Source organism: Caballeronia sp. BCC1704 (assembly GCF_902833455.1).
Lineage (GTDB): Bacteria > Pseudomonadota > Gammaproteobacteria > Burkholderiales > Burkholderiaceae > Caballeronia.
This window is the reverse complement of sequence record NZ_CADFFT010000001.1, coordinates 1,665,770-1,683,647: the sequence shown is the minus strand read 5'-3', so window position 1 is coordinate 1,683,647 and position 17,878 is coordinate 1,665,770. Positions and strand designations below refer to the sequence as shown.

The following is a 17,878-nucleotide window of genomic DNA, read 5'->3' as shown; positions in this document are numbered from 1 at the left end:
AAAGATGAATCGAAACGATCGGCCGATGCGCCGACTTCCGGCGTGCGCAAGCACGATGCCGAAAGCAGTGCGCGCGGCGAGCATTAGCGCGGCCATCGTACTGGTCGCGAGCCTCGGCGCATGCGCGTCGTCGAACGAAGCGTCGCTGATCAATTTGCCGGATGGCCAGACGGGCTATGCCGTCAATTGCAGCGGCGCGGACGCGGGCTCAAGCTGGGCGAGCTGCTATGTGCTCGCGGGCAAGGCGTGCGGCGCGACGGGCTATGACATCGTCTCGAAGGACAATGAGGAAGGCGGGCCGAGCGGCGGCGGAATTAGCAACGTGATCTCGGCGAACGTGAAGAACCGTTCGATGATCGTGAGGTGCAAGTAGAGGCAACCGGCAACGACAAGGCGCGCTCGCCCGCGTGGCCGGACCCTCAGCTATGGTCCAGCGACAGTGCCGCGAAGCTATGGCCGAGCACGGCGCAGAGCGCTTCGACGACCATCTGGTGATCGCCGCGCTGCGGCAAGCCCGACACCGTCACGGATCCGATGACGCCGGCACTCGCGACGCGGATCGGGAAGCTGCCGCCGTGCGATGCAAAATGCGCGGGATCGAGGCCGAACTTGTCGGCGAGCGTGGTGCCCGCCTGTTGCAACGTGAGACCGATGGCATACGAGCTGCGTCGAAAGTGCTCGACCGTCTTCGATTTGCGCTCGGCCCAGCGCGCGTTGTCCGGGCTCGTGCCATCGAGCGCGGCGAAGAAGAGCCGCTGACCGAAGGTGCGCACGTCGATCACCACGGCAGCATCGCGTGCCAGCGCCACCTCGCGCAATTGCGTGCCGAGTTGCCACGCCTGATCGGCGTGAAACTGCGGAAAGACGAGCGTGTTTTCCTGATGCGCGATGGTTTGCAGGTCGTGCGGAATGTCCATGAGCGGCGCCTCTTCGTTAGCGTGGTGGCTGTTGTCGAATGGGGGATTTTGACACGGGCGCGCCGTGGTGAGCGATTCGATAGAATCTTGAGGCGAGCGCAATGTGGGAACCAACTGCCTATTGAATTCGCTCGGGAATGGCTTCCCACTCATGACCGGCATTACAGCGCCATAGCATCTTCGCCTCCATGCCACGGTAATCCTGTGTCAGGCACTGCCCCCTCCTCTGCGTGCAGCGAGTGCCTGCATGTCCGCGATGGTCTTGCGATAAACCATGGTCTACAAGTCCCTACCGAGTCTTCTTGAGCTCACGTCTGGTTGTATCTGCCGCTGCGGTGACGATCGATCCCGCAGCGGTGTTCGCGCTCTTCGAAGGCATTAGCGCGAACATGGTAGGCCAACCACTTTTCCGGATAACGGGATTCGCCGTGTCGAATGCTTCAGGTATTGCCTTGGCAACCGCATGTGATCGCGCGGTGGCGCGCTACAACATCAAGTATTTTCGCGGGCTCGAACGCTTCATCAGAAGGGCACACCCTCAAATTCCATGAGCGGATAAAGCGTCTGCTCACCGCCCACGTGCAGCACCAAGCGCGTCGCATGATGGAAGCTCGAATAGCGGCCCACGAAACGACTCAGCACATCGCCGAAGAGCGCGACGTCTCCCGGCCCGGCGAAGGCGGACGCGTCGAGTCGAACATGCACTCGAATCTCGAAGCGCATGTGACCTTTGCCGACTGTCTGATGCTTGGCCAGTCGGACGTCCTCGATTGCGTCGATGCGCCGTTCGGTCCCAGGGTCAGGCGACCAGTCGTAGAGTTCGAGCGCTTCACGTAACGCCGGCGCCCCCGCCATACCGATCATGTTGAGTTCGTTCGCGCCGCCCGCCGTGTAGTGTTCCAGCACGCGCCAGTCATACTCCGGGTGATGGCGCGGCGGATACACCGGCAGGGTCGGCGCAGTCAAATTGCGCACCGATGCAATACCGGTAAAGCCCGACACCGTCTCGGTGATCGTCGCCTCGGCCAGCGCCATACGTGGCAGGCGACCGTTGTTCGCCAGCGCGCGCACCGTCAGGTACCGATCCGGCTCTGGGCGGTTTTCCTCGCGCTGGGCGTCCGACTGAAAGCGCTCCCAGAGCTGGCCCGAGAGTGTCAGCCAAAGCTCGCGTCCCGTTACACCAAATCGCTTCGCAGTATGGAAGTACCGCTCTGGCTTCTCGTAACGCAGCATCCAGCCGCGGGGCTGGAAACTCGTGAACGCGCCGTAAGCGTGACGGGCGCTATCCTCAGGATCGGCAGCGGTCACCGCGAGCACCTCGTACGGTTCAATGTAGTCGGCCGCGCCCGGTTGCACGAGAACGCGGTGTTCGCGGTCATGCCAGTCCGTGGGCCGCAGCGGCAATGCGTCCACTTCGAACAGGTTGATCACCGGCGTGCAGAAGAGGCGAAAACTCTCGCGACTAATCGGATAGTCGCCGGGCACGCGACCACCCAGTTCGATCTCGAAGCTCATGTGTGACTCGCCCGCCGGCAGCATCGAGGCATCGAAGCCGCACAGATCGACGAAGTGGAATTTCTGCGGAAACGCGAAGTACTCGAGCAGCGTCTGTTCGCGGTCCAGACTGCGGTCGCGCTCGCGCTCCGTGACGGGCCACAGCCGTGTGGCGGGTCCAAATCCCGCGGCCTCGAAGCGCACGGCATGGAGCGCCTGTAACTCACCATTGCGTACCGAGGGCAGGCGCAGGCCAATCGAGGCAACCTGCCGTGTCAGCGCTGCATACAGCGCGGCGGCGGCAGGCCGATCGCCGTGCAGATACAGACGGATGCGGGACAGGTCGGTGGCCTCGCGCTGTTCGCCTAGCCATAGCCTGAACGTAAGGCGGATAACCGTGCGCCCGCCATCGCGGGTAGCGACCTGCGCATCGTCCACCGACACCGGCAGCAGTTGCACGGGCTGCGTCGTCCGATAGTGACATCGCACCCGATCGGGACCGACCGGCGCCGAGCGCACGACGGCGCCCGCCGGGATCTGCGCCACGCTCGCGGCTCCGTGTCCAAGCGGCGTGCATTCGATGATCGACAGCGAGGGAACCGCGCGCGCCGCATGTTCGTACAGATTGTCGATCAGCGCTTCGGTGAACTCGGGGTTGCCGTCATCGAGTTTCATACGCAGCCGCGCCATGAGCAGCGCGAAGCCCTCGAACGTCGCACGCACGCTCTCGCTCAGTTCTCCGTAGCGCATGCCCATGCGACGGGCGGCCTCGGGCTGGGCTGTGGCGAACTCGGCGCATGCCGCGCGTAGATAGCGCATCTCCGCGTCGAAGTACTTGAGGAACGGATTCTCGTGTTCGAGGGCGGAGTGCTTCCACGGGGCGGTCATGGCTGCAACTCCGGTGGCAACGGCGGTAAAGACTGCGGCCCGGCGAGTGTGCCTCCCTTGCCGACGAGGAAGACCCGTTGCGGCATCTTGAAGCCGCGTAGCTTGAGAAGATCAAGCGGTCCTGCGCCGACCTGCGCTTTGAGGTCATAGTGCAGCCCAAAGCCGTTAGCTTGATTGAACGTCAGCGCATAGGTCGTGCTGTCCAGCGGCTTGACCTGAGCGGTGCCGAGCAAGCGCAGCCATGCCCACTCCCCGTTTGCGGCGAACGCCAGGCGCGTCCCTGCGTCGATGGATTCCCAGGTCAACTGCACGTGTCCGTTTTGCCCGTTCCCCGGCCACACGATCGGCGTGTACGTCTCCGACTGATTGAAGTATTCGATCTTCGTACCGTCGATGGTCAGGATGCTTCGTGTGACGTCTGGATTCGGATGCGGCATGATCTGGAAGCGATAGCCGGCTTCTCCTTGCGCATAGAGTTGCGCGCCGAGCGTCGACAACTGACGCAGCGCGGCCAGGAACTCGGGATCGAATTGCAATGTCTGTGGCGCGAGTTCGCTCGGTGCCCAAGCGTTGCCCTGAGGCTGGAGCGTGCCCGCAAGTTGCGTTGTCACGAAGCGCGAGATCAGGCCCGTGTCCGGTTTGATAAATCGGCCCAGCTCGACGAACGAGGCATCGGAACTGGTGTCCGAGAACGGGTAATGGCCATCGAAAGTATTGGCGAAAGGCGCGGCAACCGACACGCGCCACGCTTCATTCAGGCTTGCCGCTGCAGGTTGCAGGATGGTTTGCCACGCGACGTCGAGCGGACGGGCGAACAGCGCGTCGCCAAATCCCGACCACTGCGAGCCGAGGCTCGCGGCGGTGAGCGCTGCATCGTCGCGCGCCTGCGTGAGTTCGGACAGCTTGCCTTGGAACACCGCTTGTGCCATCTGCCGCGCCATCGCCTGCGCGTCGGCGCTAGTGGCGATCTGCTGTAGCTTCAGACGCATGGTGGTGGCCACCGTCAAAAAGTGCGCGAGGCTCACGCCGCTGAAGTCGCCTACATTCTTGCTCGCTCTATCGTTGGTTTTACCATTCCCGTTGCCGCTGCCGGTGACCACGTCGTCACCCATCAGCGCCAGCAACGGGCCGAAGGGCTTGTCCAGCGGATTAATTTCCGGCGCGGCTGTCATGTCGGCTTTGCTGCCGATCAAATCCTGGGCCTTGCGCACTAGCGTGTCGGACAGAGCCTGCGAAGGACGGCCTGCCTGTGCCTGATATTGAACTGATTTCATCAGCGCGATCAGCGGCGAAGTCTGAGCGTCCGTCAGACGGGTGAGCTGCGTGATCGCGTCGCTCAGGTTCGACGCATTGCGCCACTGGATGCTATTGAGCATCGCCTGCCAGGCGGCGGCGTATTCGGCGAAGTACCGAGCACGCAGGCGCTGCTTCACTTCCGCGATGTCCTGCTGCGCTTGCAGCGCCGCGCCCGGCACACGAGCCGCGCGCTCGTCGGCAAGCACCCAATCCGAGGTGACGCGCCCTTCCTTGGCAGCCTTGTCGATTGCCTCGCTGATCATGCCGTCCCACGCGGCGCGCGTGTAGACGCCCGGTACCGTCTGACTCGTCGTGAAGAGACCGCGCGCATCCGCGCCATTGATGAGCGTGGCCAGCGACATGTCCGCGTACTTGCCCTTCGCCTGTTCGAGGACCGATTGATAGAGCGTGTCGTCGGAATTCTGCAAACCGACTTGATTAACGAGCATGTTACGCGCGGCTTGGGTCAGATCGTTCGAGGCAGCAAGCGCCCATTCCGGATGCAAACGCAGATGCGATGCGTAAAACGACGTAAGACGTTGGGAGGTGTCCAACCATTCACCGGCGCTCATGTCGGCGACGGCTAGCCACGCGGCGGGCAGTTGTTTGGCGAGATGCGCGGCGTCTGCATGTTGCGGTTGCGCCAGCATCAAATAGGTCTTGAGCGCCTGATAGTCGCGCTGCTGCTCAGCGGTGCTGGGAAGCGCGTCGGCGCGGGACTGTGCAAGTTGCGTGAGCGTCGCTTCGAGCTGACGGGCGGCCGGATCGCGTAGATTGCGCCCCGCCACTGTGGCATACGAGGGCCATAGCGCCGCGAGGACTTGATCGTTGTGGTTCAGAGCCGCGCGCAGATACCACGGTGCGCCGTGTTGCCGGCGATATTCCAGCGTGTCGATTTCTTGTTGCAGTGCGAGCTGCGTGCGCAAGGCTGTAGGCGTGCCCGGCTTCGCGGCAAGCGCGGTTTCGGCTACCGCTTGCGCATTCACCATGACAGAACGGTTGCCGATGAACGAGACGATCAGCGCAGCGCACCAGCTCATGGCTGCCATCGTCACCAAGGCCGCGAGCGCGTTGGGCCAGTAGAAACCGACGCGGCGTCCATCGTGCGGCTTCACACGGGCGCCAATCTCAAGCCAGATAGATTGCAATGCGCGAGGCTGCTCACGCACCACACGAGCGTGCTTTGAAAGGCGCTCGGCCACATCCTTCGCGATGTCTTCCTGATCAGCGGGCACCGGTGTCGGTACGGTAGGTGCGGCAAAGACGGGCGCGAACATCACGCCCCCTAGCGGTGCGCACCGCCATTTCGACACGCAATGCGTCTGCCACATGTTCATGACGCGCTCGCGCTGCGCGGTGATGTACTGCGACACCTGAGCAAGCCAGACACTCGGCGCGGGCCGCGCGCACAATTCGACGCTTGCATCGGCTGTCACCAAGTCGAGCACGCTCAGTTGATGGTTCAGCGACGCTTGTGCAGCTTGTGCATCGGTGTTCAGCCGCACTCTCGTCAATGCGCCGACCGGAGAAAATTCGTCCCGATGCTCACCGCTCGCGGGGAGCGCATGAAGAAAGATGATCGGTGCGCCCCAGCCGAGATCGCGAGACAGATTCGAGAGCGCGCGCGGCAGTTCGTCGTCGGGCAGCAATGCCTGACCGGTCCGCACCACGGGGATCACCGCATCGACCGGATATCGGCGACGCAAGCGGCGAAGCTGGCGGCGCCAGGTTTGTGCATCGATGCCATTGGGTGCGGCATGGACGAGGACGATATCGCTCGTGCGCATCACGCCGGTTTGTTTGAGGTCCGGCGCCACCGCCTCGATCAGCGCATCGTCGCCCGCGAGCATAAGCCAGGGCATTGCGCCCCGCCAGCGCCAGCCGAACGAATTGCGCAACTCCTCATGAAGATATTCCAGGCGGGCGTCATATTTGAGCTGCGTCTCGCGCTTCTGCTTGTCTCCCAGACGGTCGATGCGATTCGCCAGTTTCTCGTAGATACCCGCCCAGAGTGCTGCGGCGTGCATCAGCAGCACAATGCCGAGCGCGCCCAAAATCTTGAGAAGCGCCGAGATACGCATTTCGAGCGTGTTCAGCTTCGTGATGCCGGGATAGCCCCACCACGCCAGCGCAGCAAGAACCGCGGCGATCAGCATGGCGGCCAGCGGCACCCCCCAGAGTTTGAGAAAGCCGGAGGATGTGCCTTCGACCTGTTGAGAATCAAGCGACTTCAAATTGCTGCTCGGGGTGGTCATGCGGAACTTGTTGCTGTACGTGGAGAACGACGGCCTGTGTCCGGTTCAGGATCAGGTGCGGACCTGTCGATCCAGATTCGATGGCCGCTGCAATTGAAAGCCACGGCGTGACCGCGCCTGCATCACCCACGACACGATCGAGTCGGCGGTGCGTTTCGTGTGTGATGATGCCGGCAAAGGTGGCTTGTTTGAGTCCGTCGAGCAGCGTGCGGTCATGCTCGGCGTCAAGGCGCGTGATCCACGCGAGGGTGATGTCGCGCGGCTCGGCCTTGCCCCAAAGCGCTGCGTTCAGCGCGAGATCACGCAGTGTTTCAACTTCAGGTCGATCTTCGATCGGGCGATGCACAGACGCGACCGCTCGCACCGACTCCGGTAGCTGATAAAAGCCCGCGTTCAGCAACACGGCGACGGCAGCCTCGCCGCTTCGTTCAGGCGGCTGCGTGTCGTGCCACGCGTAGGCCAAAACGAGTAGCGCGCGTCGCTCGCGTGCGTCAAGCCAGCCGTCAGCGATCAGCAGGCTGTGCGCTTCGGCTACGGCGGCGCAGTCGAGCGCAGGAAGGCCCGCCAGACGCAGGGCGTCGCGTGCGTGCTGCTGCGCCTGATCAGCTCGATCAGTCGGCGCCAATATGCGCACGAGCGGCGCGTATTCGGGCCCATACTGGGACAAGGCTTGCAGCGCGGGCACGAGCGGTTCGATAGCACCGGCCAGTTTCAGGACGACCGTGGCGATGCGGGGTGGCGGCTGAAGCGTTAGGAGAGGCGCGTCACTGTCGGGACCGCCGTCGTCCCAGTCCGGCGCAAGCATAGGCTCTTCGGACCACGAACCGTCCTCGAAGCGGTTGTGAACGACTCTGCCCACGCCATTGCGCAGCCCTTGTGATTTGAACAACGGCGTCTTCGCCGCGACGACAGCCGAAAGATTCGATGTCACCGACGCCACGTCATAGCCCACGCCCAGCACTTGCAAAGGCTTTTGTGCGACACGCAGACGTTCGGCGAGGCGCTTGGCTCGGGCCCGGTTGCGATTGTGCGCGTGAGTCCACATCGCCTCGTAACCGAGGCGGGCGATACAGAGCAGTACGAGGAATGCGAAATTCGGCACGCCGATGACGACGCACCAGAATGACGGCCCGCTCGCGGGTGCATTCGCCGACCAGGCAAGCAGCATCAGCGGTACGCCCAACGCGCAGCACGCGAGCCATATTGCCAGCCACGGCAGCAGGCGCGGGCCGTGGGTAGGATACGGATAAGGCATGCCAACAGCGGACAGATCAACCGGCATGCGTCAGGCGAAGCTCACGTTTGGCAGCGATGAAATCAGGCATCCGCACACACAGCGATGATGATGCATCGCGTAGGGCTGGCCGTCCCGGTCGGGAAAGCGCGTGTCGCCTTCGGCAATTGCCGTGTTGCCGTGCAGGTCGCATTGCGCCGTGTCGCCAACGCGAGCGAGTCTGCGGCCCATGAAGGTCGTGAATGGCGAGCCGCTCGTCACTTCGCCGCCGTGTTCGAGTTTGTCGTGTTCGCGGATGGGAGAACGCATGTTGGTTTGCCCTTTACCTAGAAGATCAACCGATCGGCATCACTGATGTTGCCAACATTCGATTTTACCTTTTTGACATCCTCGATCTCAGCACTGTTCAGAGTCTTTTGCCCCAATTCGACGAAATTCCCATCCGGTGCCACTTCCATTGACACCGCTGCGCCAGTGGCATCATCATTCCATTTAAAGCCAATTGCGCGACCCAAAACCAATCGATTGTCTGAAATTGTGTAGAAATATCTGTAGGCCTGGTATTGACCGCTACCTGAAATCAACGTGGAAAAATAACCCTTCATAAATCTGTCGTTTGACAACGCTGGAGCATCACCAAGATCAAGCATCGTTCGCCCGTTAGCTAATATCTTCCAGTAGTGCATTCCGTTCGCATCTCGTCCCTCACCAGTACTTACGCCAACCCCTTGACTCTTGCCGTTATCGAAGTCGATCGACGTATCAATTGACAACTCGTATGCCGGATTCCTATAAATGATTTGCGCGGAGCGCGCTTCTCGGCGCCCACCAATGTTTCTACGAAAATCTTCCCGCCGCCGTCCTGCTCGGAACATGCGATAGCCGTCACGCGACCATTATTAATTTTTGGAAGCGGTACGTTTACTCGTTGTTCACGGTCACATACAGCATAGGCATGCCCGGAAACCAATGAGAACATGAAAAGAAAACTACCTTATCAATTTGCGTCGCATAGCCTTTTTTTGCCTCCTCGGAGCGTTGCTTCCTTGCGGAAAACGTTGCTTGATCGTATAAGTTAATCATCTTCGAAAACATTAAGAGAATTAATAACGAATCCGAGCAGGCATTGCGAGTTGCTACTTGTACGCTTTCGTGCAGTTAATGGCTTCTTTTCTTCCGCTTGACTTCAAATAGCATTGAGATGGCTTATAAATTTTTTCCTCACCACTCCAAACGTAAATAACTTGAATCTCTGGATAACCAGGTGATGCTTGCGTAGATGTTCTCCACCGCATTGGTTTCAATGTCACACGTTTTCCACTGGCTGGCGCAAGACTAGCAACAGGAGGAGATGTCAGTACGACACACCAGCTTTCGTTCGTACGTTTTTCGAAAATTGTCCGAGGTGCGTTTGTACCAGATGTGCGATCCTCAGTAAGCAACATTTCGTCTTTACCATATGCAACTTCGTGCTGAACAATATTCTCGTCTGATGCATAGTCAGGTCCGTACACATCTTTCATACCACTTTCAATCGATCTATAACACGTTCCTTAGTGCGAGTCCGCCCATGCGTCCGGCAAACTCAATATGCTTCCAGCTGCAGCAGGACTAGCAGCAAATATAAAGAGTAGGCTAAGGAATCTGCAGTGCATGAAAATGAAATGTCCGGTGGACGGCGAACCGCTTTACTATTCTCCGCCGTGAAGTTATTCGTCTCGTAGGTGGAGGAGCTCCTGGAAATTGCGCAACATGTATTAGCATCTGTCAACCGCGCATAGTTGCGACGAAACTTAAATTACCATTGACATCCTTTGTCCTGCGTGCCGATTACATTTCGATCTAGTAGGAAGCTGGTCTTTCTATGAGTTGAATAGTTGGTATACACCATCGATTCGATATTCGTGCCTTGGCTAATCATCTCATACTCACCGGAAAGTCTGCCGTTCGCCACTTCGAGCCAAACTTCCGTAACCTGAAACGGTGAGTCTTTGCTCAATTCCTCCTCTTGCCTTGCCCTCCACACTAACGGTAAAGCAGACGTCGCCTTCACATATTTCACAAAGCCACTTGAGAATTTCGTCGACCGGTCGAAAAATGAGCGAAATTCGAAGCTCTTCGATTCTCCGCTATTCGATGAAAAGCAATAGACTTCGACCGACACATCGCACCTTGCGGTCAAAGGGATGAATAGAAAAATCGTCGCGAGAATATTAAAAATCAATTTTTTCATGGCACCTTACTCAGCTTTCTGCCGCAAGAGAGATGCTTCAATGCTGTGTGTGGTTTTGTAGAATTTCATTTTCTTCTTTCCCGCTATTGGGTTGCCATCAGCGCTTATGACTGGCTCTTTTTGGCTATTTCGTCGCCAATCGAACGAAATCCGCACCCTATCAGCATCGAACAGATCGTCAAGCAAGATATTTCGTAGATACACCACTGATTGAAGGCGCACGTCTAGACCGTTTAGATTTTCAATTGCGACATAGCCATTTACGTCCTTGCTTGCAATTATTGCGGCGTCTTGGCTAGCACCCGCATCTAGATGCATCAACATATTATGACGTTGCACTATGTAGTAGCAAGCGCTGTCGACGCAATTATCGTAATTGTGGTTCCCATTGTTATCCTTCGCGATGAGGTCGTCGGGATTCCATCCAAGTTTCGCATAGATTGCACCAGCGTTTTCATGGACAAAATTGCGGAATTTCCCGTATTGCTCGTAGTTACCGAAGTGGGTAAGCTGAATCAATCCGCGACCGTAGTACGGACTATATGATGCTCTTTCTCCGCCTATCTCTTTCACAAGCCCCAAGTTCCCCGTTTCCGGAATCACATGAGAGAACAGGTGCAATAAGCGAATGTTTGAGCGTGAGATTCCGTATTTCCGTGTGCCTTTATTAAAAGACTGGACCCAACGACCGGCGCGCTCATACGCCGTATTCCACGACGTGTTACTCACGCGAAATTGAGTTGCTTGAAGATGTTTCAATTCGCGTGGAAAGCATTGCGCCATTTCTCTCGCGCTGATCCAGCCACATTTCCTAAAGTGACGAATAAACGCCATTGGATGGAAGAACCACAACTTTTTTCCCTCACCTAATGGCGTCTGCCCCATGAACTGAAACTTCTTCACATAATTGATGAAATTTTCATAGCCATGTGGATCCGTACCCTTGCGTTTTCCGAAGAACCCGGTCGGTTCATTCAACTCGCCAAAGCGCTCGTCGTTATCACTCGAATCCCATTCACTTTTAGCGTGGCAGATGAATCCCCTGAGCTTCGCCCGCACGTCGGTATGGCCTTGCACATACGAAGCCACTTGTTGCTCGTGATCGAATTGAGTAGGTATCGTGTCTTGCGAGGAAGCGCGCGTATCTGTCACGCCCACGATTTGACAAAGTGCATCGTATCCGCATAAGCCGTCCCGACCGAAGGGCGTATTGCCATCTTCGATCTTCTGCCAGTTCATGAAGAACGGAAAGTTTGCGTCCGACAGCTTTTGGATGCTGTCGTTGTTTATATCGATATAACCTATCTTGTCGTTCGCGAATGGCATCGCTACCCAAGTAGCGCGCGCCTGAGCCTGCAGCTTAGGCGTGTCCGTGCTCAGAATACGTCCAAAGCGCAGCAGTTCATAGCCATCGCTCGGACAGGTTTCGTACAGGGTGGTGGCTCGCTCGTATAGTTTGTATTCGTATTCGGCGAACGGATCCTGCACGGGAACAGGAGTGAGCGAAACGAGCTTACCGTCGCCATGGTCGATCCACGCCAACATAAACCGCTCGCCGCGATTGAAATACGTTTGAACGTAGAGCGTGCTCTGCGCATCCAACGTCCCCTCATTCAGTGGCGGAAAGAAGGGCTTGGGGTCGTGTCCCTTGGTTTTCAGACCGCCAAGACCCGCCGGCACGCGGACAAATGTCGAGCCTCCCGGGATCACGAAATACGACTGTCCCCAGTAGTCCTTCGATTGTGGCGTTTTAGGCTGCGTCTCACCCAACTCGACCTTGTGCCCCTCCTGCTCGAAATACGCGGTGAAGTCCGCCTCGGTCATAAAAATTTCGAAGTGCAGATGCGGCTCACCGTGGCTTTGACCTCTAAATCCCAACTGATCCTTGCGATATACCTTTTTACCGCCACCTGCTTGCACGCCGCTGGTTTCACTGAGCAGCCACGCGGGCAACGCATTGGGTGAGCTATCCGGCGCAGGATGGTTCGGCTGCGGCACCAGCGCGTTCGTACTCACGAGATCGAGCAAGTGCATGTAGAGCGAGTAAAACGTGATAGTGCGACCCTCGCCCGTGTCCGTTACATGCTTGAGCAGCACAAAGCCGGTGTTGCTGTTGAGCGCATCGGTACCATCGCGATTCTTCTGTCCGTCTGAGATCGCTTTCATGGCCACGCGATAAGCGACGACCTCTCCGTCCGCGATCGCACGCACTGGTTCGAGTTGGCCTGCGCCGCCGGACGGTACCAGATGCATGCCGCAATGCCAGCGGCGATCGAAGGCGATCGGGAACACACCGCTATGCGACAACTCAAACGTGTCAACCACATCCATCATTGGATCGGTCTTCCACTTCTCGGCGGGCATGTTGAGGCCTTCCGCCGGAAGGAATGGGGGGCTGATAATCATGAATTAGCGTGACTGAATGTATTGTTCTACGATTTTTAGTTCGCTCTGAGGCAAGTCCGGCAAGGTTGGATTCAAGCTGTCCGCCCCCTCAAACGTGAACGATCCCGCCTTGATCTTGAAATCCCCCGGACAGATCACCTGGACGCTCCCGTTCTCGATCTTGATTGCCGCGCCGCCGCTTGCGAGCACCGCCTTCGTCTTGCCGTTCACCAGCACGTTGGCATTCGCACTGGACACATGCAGTTGCTGATCGGCGAACAGATCCATAGGCGCGTCCTGCGCCTGAACTTCGATCTTCCCCTTCGAAAACATCCGGATGCCCAGTTTGTGCGCGCACAACGAAATCAACTCTCCCGCCACCATACGCAGCCGCCTCGTGATGCTCGCATCCATGTCTCGGCCCGCCGTGACGATCACGTTCTCCCCTGCGGAGTGTTGAGCCGACTTTGGGGTGGTAAAGGCCATGCCGCCCGGCGCACTGGCCAATAGTCCCGCGTCGCGAAGCTGATCAAGGCCATCAAGCAGCGCCGCCTGTGCGCCCTTGTCAGCCGGATCGCCCTTGGCTTGCATGGTCGCATCCGCCAGTTCCGTCACGCGCTGCAACGCGGCCTTCAACTGCTGAACGGCTGCTGGCATGTCAAGGTGGGGAGTGTCCACGCCCGCTGCAGCATCGGCCGAGACGAACAACCCTTTCGCCCCGCGCATCGTGCCCCACCCCTGCGAAGTGATTTCAAATCCTTCCCCTCGAGGGCGCTTCCTACTGTCGAGCAGATAACCTTGATTGAACGCCGTCTGGCCGTACACCGTGGCAATGCGTGCGCTTTCCTTGCCCTGCAGATCGTTGAAGACGGTCTCCGCACCGCGCAACGGCGAGCGCCAGATCGCGTAGCTGAACATCGCATCGGCGCCGTGCACCACGTCCGGATGCGAATAGTCATGCAGTGCGCCGATGATGTGCTGACGGTCGACGTCGGCATGTGCCGCCCCCAGCAAAACTTCCGTCGTGGGTAGCAACGGCGAATGAAAGCCTCCCTGATACGACGAGGACGGACGCAGCAGGCGCAGCTTGAGAAGTTGTTTGTCGCTATTGGCCGTGCCCTGCAAAAACTTCGGCAGCACAGGATATCGACCATGTTCATCCATACAGCCGTAAGGCGACGAGTCAAACGTTGTAACAACGCCGACGATGGGTCCCTTCAGAAATCTCCAGTCCCGCTCGTAGACGAATTCGGGCCGGTAGGCCAGATGCGCGGGCATCGCCTTGAAGCGGACAAACGCCGGCTTGGTGCGGCTGCCCTTCATCGTCATCGACACCACCACGAATCCGTACGGGGCGCTCGTCAACTTCGTGTTGGTCAGCTTCACCACCACGCCCGGCGCCACGCCCTTGGCGTTCGTCGTACCCGAGACCGTTGTCTGCTTGGCGATCTGCTCGTCGCGCCGCGTCTGCGCCAGCGCCTGACCCTGCCGCGGCGTCAGATGAAATTCCGCGCTGCGGTTGATCTGCCCGAACACCGAACGGTCGTCGGCCTCATCCGAGACATGCGCCGTGGCCCGCAGTGCGTCTTCCGGCGTGCGGTAATTGCGCTCCCACAGTTCGATCGTGGCCGGCACCAGCGTGCGCGTTTCGCTGACCGATAAGGTCGCTTCGTGCCAGTTGCTGTTCAGACCGGAATCGGAGAGCAAGGGCACGTCGATCGAGCGCACGTAGGCCCGCGGATTGTCGGTGAATACAAGGACGTCGAGTTGGCCATCCTTGCCGCGCCCCTGTTTATAGAACCAGCAGATGCCCTTACGTTTCGCGTGACGGGTGATGAAGTTCCAGACGGACTCCTCGTACATCACCACCTGTTCCATCTTCTCCTGCGCGCCTTCCAGATGAAACTCGATATCGAACGCATCAAAGTTCTTCCGGTCTACGAGCAGTTGCGTGACCAGGTCCTGGAAGGTCACGTCCTTGAAAACGTCAGAACCTTGTATTCGCTTGCCAAGCGCGGCAAATCTCGGCTCGATGCGCAGTTGATAAGTCGCCTCGTCGCGGTTCGCGCCGACACGTTTGCAACGCGTGACGATCCCATTGAAGGTTGCGGCCGCATGATCGACCGGCTCGATGTAATCGACCGAAGGCACCGCCACCCGCTCGTCGATCTGCAGGCCCGCGCGCCGACCGACCAAGAGCTTGCCGTCGATATCGAGTTGCGGTGAGGTCACGGTCACTTCGACTCGATAGTCATCACAGAGCCCCGCTTTGATCTTGAACTTGAACACATCAAGATCAAGGTCGAGCGTCCCAATCCATATGCTCAGATGCTGAGTGAGGCGCGCACTCGGATGGCGTAGCGCGTCTACCAAGTCTTTCGTTACTGCGTTCATTCGCATCCCTATTCAATAGGACGGAACGATAAGAAAAAGTCTCGTCCGGAGCGTCCCGACAAGGAATTTAGGGTTCGAAGATAAGGATGTCAATTCAATCAACTGACTTTTTTGATGAATCGGAATATTCGTAGTTTTCGATGATCCATCCAAGCGGTAACGGCCCGTCCCGCTGATGAAAGCGGTGCACTGACTAGGTGTCTTACTTTTTCTCGCCTATCGGCAGCAATACCTGACGCATTGGATCCACGCACGTCAGGCACGGTAAGGCGACCACTGTCATTGCCGCTGTCGGCGATACTATTCGAATCGCCTACGATCTCGATGATCGTGCAGTTGGGCAGAAACAGCAGCGCCGCACTCGTGCGCACGATCCTGAACATGATCCCCTCCGCCTTGATGTCGCTCGCCCGTCATCTGAGGCCGACGAGCGGCGCGACACGACCGTTCTGCAGCCCGATCCGCGAAGCCACGCCCGCTGCGGTGCGTCGCCACTCGCTGTGCTGTCAGCGCCTTGTTGTGAAGGGCCACTTCACCGATCACGGCAACGAACGCGCCAAAGGTCGGACGCGGTTTCATTACGGGCGGCAAGAGCTATGGTTGCGACATTGTGAAGACGGAGCGCGGCAGCGACTATCAGGTCAGCGCGAAGGAAGCTGAAACCATCGTTTCATTTTCAAGAAATTCGCCGCTGGCTGATCTACCCTGCAAATCTGTGACGACCTAAACGGCCGCGGCATTCCCTCACGGCGCGGCGGCACCTGAATGCGTTCGGCGCTCTTCGGCAGTCCCAACAAAGGCTCCGGCGTTCTCAACAACTCGTCGTACATCGGCGTCTATAACTGGAATAGGTCGCAACGGCTGAAGAATCCAGACAGCGGCAAGCGGGTGCGTGAGAACCGACCCGAGCACGAGTGGAAAACGGAGCACCGCGCGCACTATCGCATCGTGTCGGACGAGCTTTGGGAAGCCGTGCGTGCGCGCATGGTGAGCGACCGTCTGAACTCCGGCACAATAGGCAAAAGCGCGCCGCTGAAGACATTATTCTCTGCGCTGCGTGCATTGCGGCGCACTCACGGCGATCAACCCGCGCTACTACGGCTGCGTCACGCGCAAGGAGCGCGGCGAGCATCCCTGTGAAGGCATTTCCGTATTCCGCAAGCAGACCGACGAACGACTGCTTGGCGTGTTGCGCGACGAACTCTGTTCCGAAGCGGCTCAGGCCGATATCGACGCAGTCGTTCGGCGCTATCTAGGACACGATGACGGCGACCGCGACGCAGCCAAGCACGCGAAGGCGCAGTTCGACGCGCTGACGATGGAGATGGACAACCTGAGTCAAGCCATCGCCGAACTTGGCATCGCCCCCGCGCTCATCGAGCGGTCAAGCGCACGCAAGCCGAACGCGAGGCGTTACAACGAAGTTTGGCAAACAGGAGAATAGGCAGCGAACACTACGCAAAAACTGCGCAGCGTGCGTCGGAGAACCGCTGAACTGAAGGAGCTACTAGCTGGGAAAACAGGTGAAGCCCGGCAAATTGATGCCACCCTGTTCGGGCGGATCACGGTAGAACGACGTGACGGGGCTTACTACGCTAGTTTCGACGACATTTCTGAGCGACTTATTGCGACCACAGTCAGAAACGTGTCTATGAGAATGGTTGCGGGGGTAGGATTTGAACCTACGACCTTCGGGTTATGAGCCCGACGAGCTGCCAGACTGCTCCACCCCGCGTCCGTCGAAGAAAAGATTATAGAGCATCGTTTATGGAAAAGCAACGGTCCATGACGATCAATACTCGAAACGATGCCCGCGCGCTGCGTCGCTTCGACTCGTTACGCACCCAGCGCATCAGTAAAGCCGCACTTTCGTGCATGGCATAATCGCCCGTTCAGCGGCATCGGTTATTGCGGTTATCGGTTATCGGCTCGGGAACAGGCATGCATTCCTTGCGGCGCGGCATCATGGGAAAGATCGGCGGCATCGCGGCGGTGTGGGCGATGCTGCTTCTCTCGCTCGCGCCCGTCGTATCGCAGACGCTGAAGGCCGAGCCGTTCGAAGCGCTGCTCGCATCGATATGCGCGTCGCGTATCGATACGCCCGACATCCACTCGGCGCACCATGCCGGACACAGCGCGGTCGGCACGCTCGACGCCTGCGGCTATTGCGGCTTCGTCGGACACGCGCCGGCGCCGCCGAGCTTCGTTCGCGCGAGTATCTTCGCGCACTTCCCTCGCGACGCTTTCTCGGTAGCTAACGCCGACAGCGCGTCACCTCTTTCGCGCTTCGCTAACGCGCAACCTCGCGCGCCGCCTGCATTCGGCTGAATCGCCCATCATCCGCACGCGTGATCCGCTTCTCTGCGAAGCGATAAGGCGCGTCGCAACACCATGTTTTCGACAGGACACACCATGACGTTCCAATCCGCATTGCGGAGCGTGCTCGCGTTCGCGCTGGCCGCTTCCACGCAACTGGCGCTCGCTCACGCGCTGCCGAAGCTCCAGCAGCCCGGCCCCGGGGCGACGGTCAGCGCGCCGCACGAAGTCTCCATCGAGTTCGGTGAGCGCATCGAGCCGACTTTCAGCTCGCTTCTCGTCACCGACGCGCACGGCACGCAAGTCAACACCGCGAAGTCGGCCGTCGATGCGAACGATAAGAAGCACATGAGCGTCGCCCTCGGCGATCTCGCGCCGGGCGTCTATACGGTGCAATGGACCGCGGTCGCAGCCGACGGTCATCGCACGCAAGGTCACTACAACTTCACGGTCAAGTGAGGCCGCT

General features: G+C 58.9%; 16 protein-coding genes and 1 tRNA gene. 6 read left to right on the top strand and 11 right to left on the bottom strand.

Translation table 11 applies throughout. The features are described 5' to 3' along the window. The first annotated feature begins 25 nt into the window (after positions 1-25). On the top strand, positions 26-373 hold the full coding sequence (locus tag HWX53_RS07855) for a hypothetical protein (protein ID WP_241269854.1): 348 nt from the start codon (positions 26-28) through the stop codon (positions 371-373). Between the two features lie 46 nt (positions 374-419). On the opposite strand, the gene HWX53_RS07850 is transcribed toward HWX53_RS07855, so the two are convergent. Then, entirely contained in the window at positions 420-917 is a 498-nt protein-coding gene (locus tag HWX53_RS07850; RefSeq protein WP_175940206.1) for a heme-degrading domain-containing protein, read from the bottom strand. A 302-nt stretch (positions 918-1,219) separates the two neighbouring features. Between HWX53_RS07850 and HWX53_RS07845 the strand changes: the two genes are divergently transcribed. Next, a complete protein-coding gene (locus HWX53_RS07845) occupies positions 1,220-1,468 on the top strand; it encodes a hypothetical protein (protein WP_175940205.1) in 249 nt (82 codons plus the stop codon). Here the strand turns inward: HWX53_RS07845 and tssF are convergent. The 9 genes from tssF to HWX53_RS27450 all read right to left on the bottom strand — a co-directional run bounded on the left by tssF (position 1,440) and on the right by HWX53_RS27450 (position 15,479). Continuing rightward, the gene (tssF, locus tag HWX53_RS07840; RefSeq protein ID WP_175940204.1) at positions 1,440-3,299 is read right to left on the bottom strand and encodes a type VI secretion system baseplate subunit TssF; all 1,860 of its coding nucleotides are present in this window, start codon (positions 3,297-3,299) and stop codon (positions 1,440-1,442) included. The genes HWX53_RS07845 and tssF overlap by 29 nt on opposite strands. Beyond that, positions 3,296-6,850, bottom strand: coding sequence for an ImcF-related family protein (locus HWX53_RS07835; protein WP_175940203.1), 3,555 nt, complete (start codon positions 6,848-6,850; stop codon positions 3,296-3,298). Before HWX53_RS07835 ends, tssF begins: the two co-directional genes overlap by 4 nt. Beyond that, complete coding sequence (locus HWX53_RS07830; protein ID WP_175940202.1) at positions 6,816-8,132, bottom strand: hypothetical protein; 1,317 nt, start codon at positions 8,130-8,132, stop codon at positions 6,816-6,818. Before HWX53_RS07830 ends, HWX53_RS07835 begins: the two co-directional genes overlap by 35 nt. Before the next feature lie 3 nt (positions 8,133-8,135). Next, positions 8,136-8,393, bottom strand: coding sequence for a PAAR domain-containing protein (locus tag HWX53_RS07825; RefSeq protein ID WP_175940201.1), 258 nt, complete (start codon positions 8,391-8,393; stop codon positions 8,136-8,138). 17 nt (positions 8,394-8,410) lie between these two features. Beyond that, on the bottom strand, positions 8,411-8,959 hold the full coding sequence (locus tag HWX53_RS07820; protein WP_175940200.1) for a hypothetical protein: 549 nt from the start codon (positions 8,957-8,959) through the stop codon (positions 8,411-8,413). Positions 8,960-9,220: 261 nt separating this feature from the next. Continuing rightward, on the bottom strand, positions 9,221-9,607 hold the full coding sequence (locus tag HWX53_RS07815; RefSeq protein WP_175940199.1) for a hypothetical protein: 387 nt from the start codon (positions 9,605-9,607) through the stop codon (positions 9,221-9,223). Between the two features lie 716 nt (positions 9,608-10,323). Beyond that, positions 10,324-12,723, bottom strand: coding sequence for a M23 family metallopeptidase (locus HWX53_RS07810; RefSeq protein ID WP_175940198.1), 2,400 nt, complete (start codon positions 12,721-12,723; stop codon positions 10,324-10,326). 3 nt (positions 12,724-12,726) lie between these two features. Continuing rightward, the gene (locus HWX53_RS07805) at positions 12,727-15,096 is read right to left on the bottom strand and encodes a type VI secretion system tip protein VgrG (RefSeq protein ID WP_175940197.1); all 2,370 of its coding nucleotides are present in this window, start codon (positions 15,094-15,096) and stop codon (positions 12,727-12,729) included. A 98-nt stretch (positions 15,097-15,194) separates the two neighbouring features. Continuing rightward, positions 15,195-15,479 carry a hypothetical protein gene (locus tag HWX53_RS27450; protein ID WP_208454778.1) on the bottom strand — a complete coding sequence of 95 codons (285 nt, stop codon included), beginning with the start codon at positions 15,477-15,479 and terminating at the stop codon, positions 15,195-15,197. Positions 15,480-15,861: 382 nt separating this feature from the next. Between HWX53_RS27450 and HWX53_RS07795 the strand changes: the two genes are divergently transcribed. After that, positions 15,862-16,236 (top strand): recombinase family protein, encoded by a 375-nt coding sequence (locus tag HWX53_RS07795; RefSeq protein WP_175940195.1) that lies wholly within the window; start codon positions 15,862-15,864, stop codon positions 16,234-16,236. Positions 16,237-16,282: 46 nt separating this feature from the next. Next, positions 16,283-16,540 carry a hypothetical protein gene (locus HWX53_RS07790; RefSeq protein WP_175940194.1) on the top strand — a complete coding sequence of 86 codons (258 nt, stop codon included), beginning with the start codon at positions 16,283-16,285 and terminating at the stop codon, positions 16,538-16,540. A gap of 214 nt (positions 16,541-16,754) precedes the next feature. Here HWX53_RS07790 and HWX53_RS07785 read toward each other — a convergent pair. Continuing rightward, positions 16,755-16,831 (bottom strand) — tRNA-Met (locus HWX53_RS07785). A 206-nt stretch (positions 16,832-17,037) separates the two neighbouring features. Here HWX53_RS07785 and HWX53_RS07780 point away from each other — a divergent pair. Together HWX53_RS07780 and HWX53_RS07775 are read left to right on the top strand one after the other, a co-directional pair. Continuing rightward, on the top strand, positions 17,038-17,424 hold the full coding sequence (locus tag HWX53_RS07780) for a DUF2946 domain-containing protein (RefSeq protein ID WP_208454777.1): 387 nt from the start codon (positions 17,038-17,040) through the stop codon (positions 17,422-17,424). Between the two features lie 84 nt (positions 17,425-17,508). Continuing rightward, entirely contained in the window at positions 17,509-17,871 is a 363-nt protein-coding gene (locus HWX53_RS07775) for a copper resistance protein CopC (protein ID WP_175940192.1), read from the top strand. The last annotated feature ends 7 nt before the right edge of the window (positions 17,872-17,878 follow it).

What these genes read in the sequence shown, in the direction of transcription:
- HWX53_RS07855 (WP_241269854.1), top strand. Translation starts at nt 26, where the DNA reads ATGCGCCGACTTCCGGCGTGCGCAAGCACGATGCCGAAAGCAGTGCGC.
- HWX53_RS07850 (WP_175940206.1), bottom strand. Translation starts at nt 917, where the DNA reads ATGGACATTCCGCACGACCTGCAAACCATCGCGCATCAGGAAAACACG.
- tssF (WP_175940204.1), bottom strand. Translation starts at nt 3,299, where the DNA reads ATGACCGCCCCGTGGAAGCACTCCGCCCTCGAACACGAGAATCCGTTC.
- HWX53_RS07835 (WP_175940203.1), bottom strand. Translation starts at nt 6,850, where the DNA reads ATGACCACCCCGAGCAGCAATTTGAAGTCGCTTGATTCTCAACAGGTC.
- HWX53_RS07830 (WP_175940202.1), bottom strand. Translation starts at nt 8,132, where the DNA reads ATGCCGGTTGATCTGTCCGCTGTTGGCATGCCTTATCCGTATCCTACC.
- HWX53_RS07825 (WP_175940201.1), bottom strand. Translation starts at nt 8,393, where the DNA reads ATGCGTTCTCCCATCCGCGAACACGACAAACTCGAACACGGCGGCGAA.
- HWX53_RS07820 (WP_175940200.1), bottom strand. Translation starts at nt 8,959, where the DNA reads ATGTTCCGAGCAGGACGGCGGCGGGAAGATTTTCGTAGAAACATTGGT.
- HWX53_RS07815 (WP_175940199.1), bottom strand. Translation starts at nt 9,607, where the DNA reads ATGAAAGATGTGTACGGACCTGACTATGCATCAGACGAGAATATTGTT.
- HWX53_RS07810 (WP_175940198.1), bottom strand. Translation starts at nt 12,723, where the DNA reads ATGATTATCAGCCCCCCATTCCTTCCGGCGGAAGGCCTCAACATGCCC.
- HWX53_RS07805 (WP_175940197.1), bottom strand. Translation starts at nt 15,096, where the DNA reads ATGAACGCAGTAACGAAAGACTTGGTAGACGCGCTACGCCATCCGAGT.
- HWX53_RS27450 (WP_208454778.1), bottom strand. Translation starts at nt 15,479, where the DNA reads ATGTTCAGGATCGTGCGCACGAGTGCGGCGCTGCTGTTTCTGCCCAAC.
- HWX53_RS07795 (WP_175940195.1), top strand. Translation starts at nt 15,862, where the DNA reads ATGCGTTCGGCGCTCTTCGGCAGTCCCAACAAAGGCTCCGGCGTTCTC.
- HWX53_RS07780 (WP_208454777.1), top strand. Translation starts at nt 17,038, where the DNA reads ATGCATTCCTTGCGGCGCGGCATCATGGGAAAGATCGGCGGCATCGCG.
- HWX53_RS07775 (WP_175940192.1), top strand. Translation starts at nt 17,509, where the DNA reads ATGACGTTCCAATCCGCATTGCGGAGCGTGCTCGCGTTCGCGCTGGCC.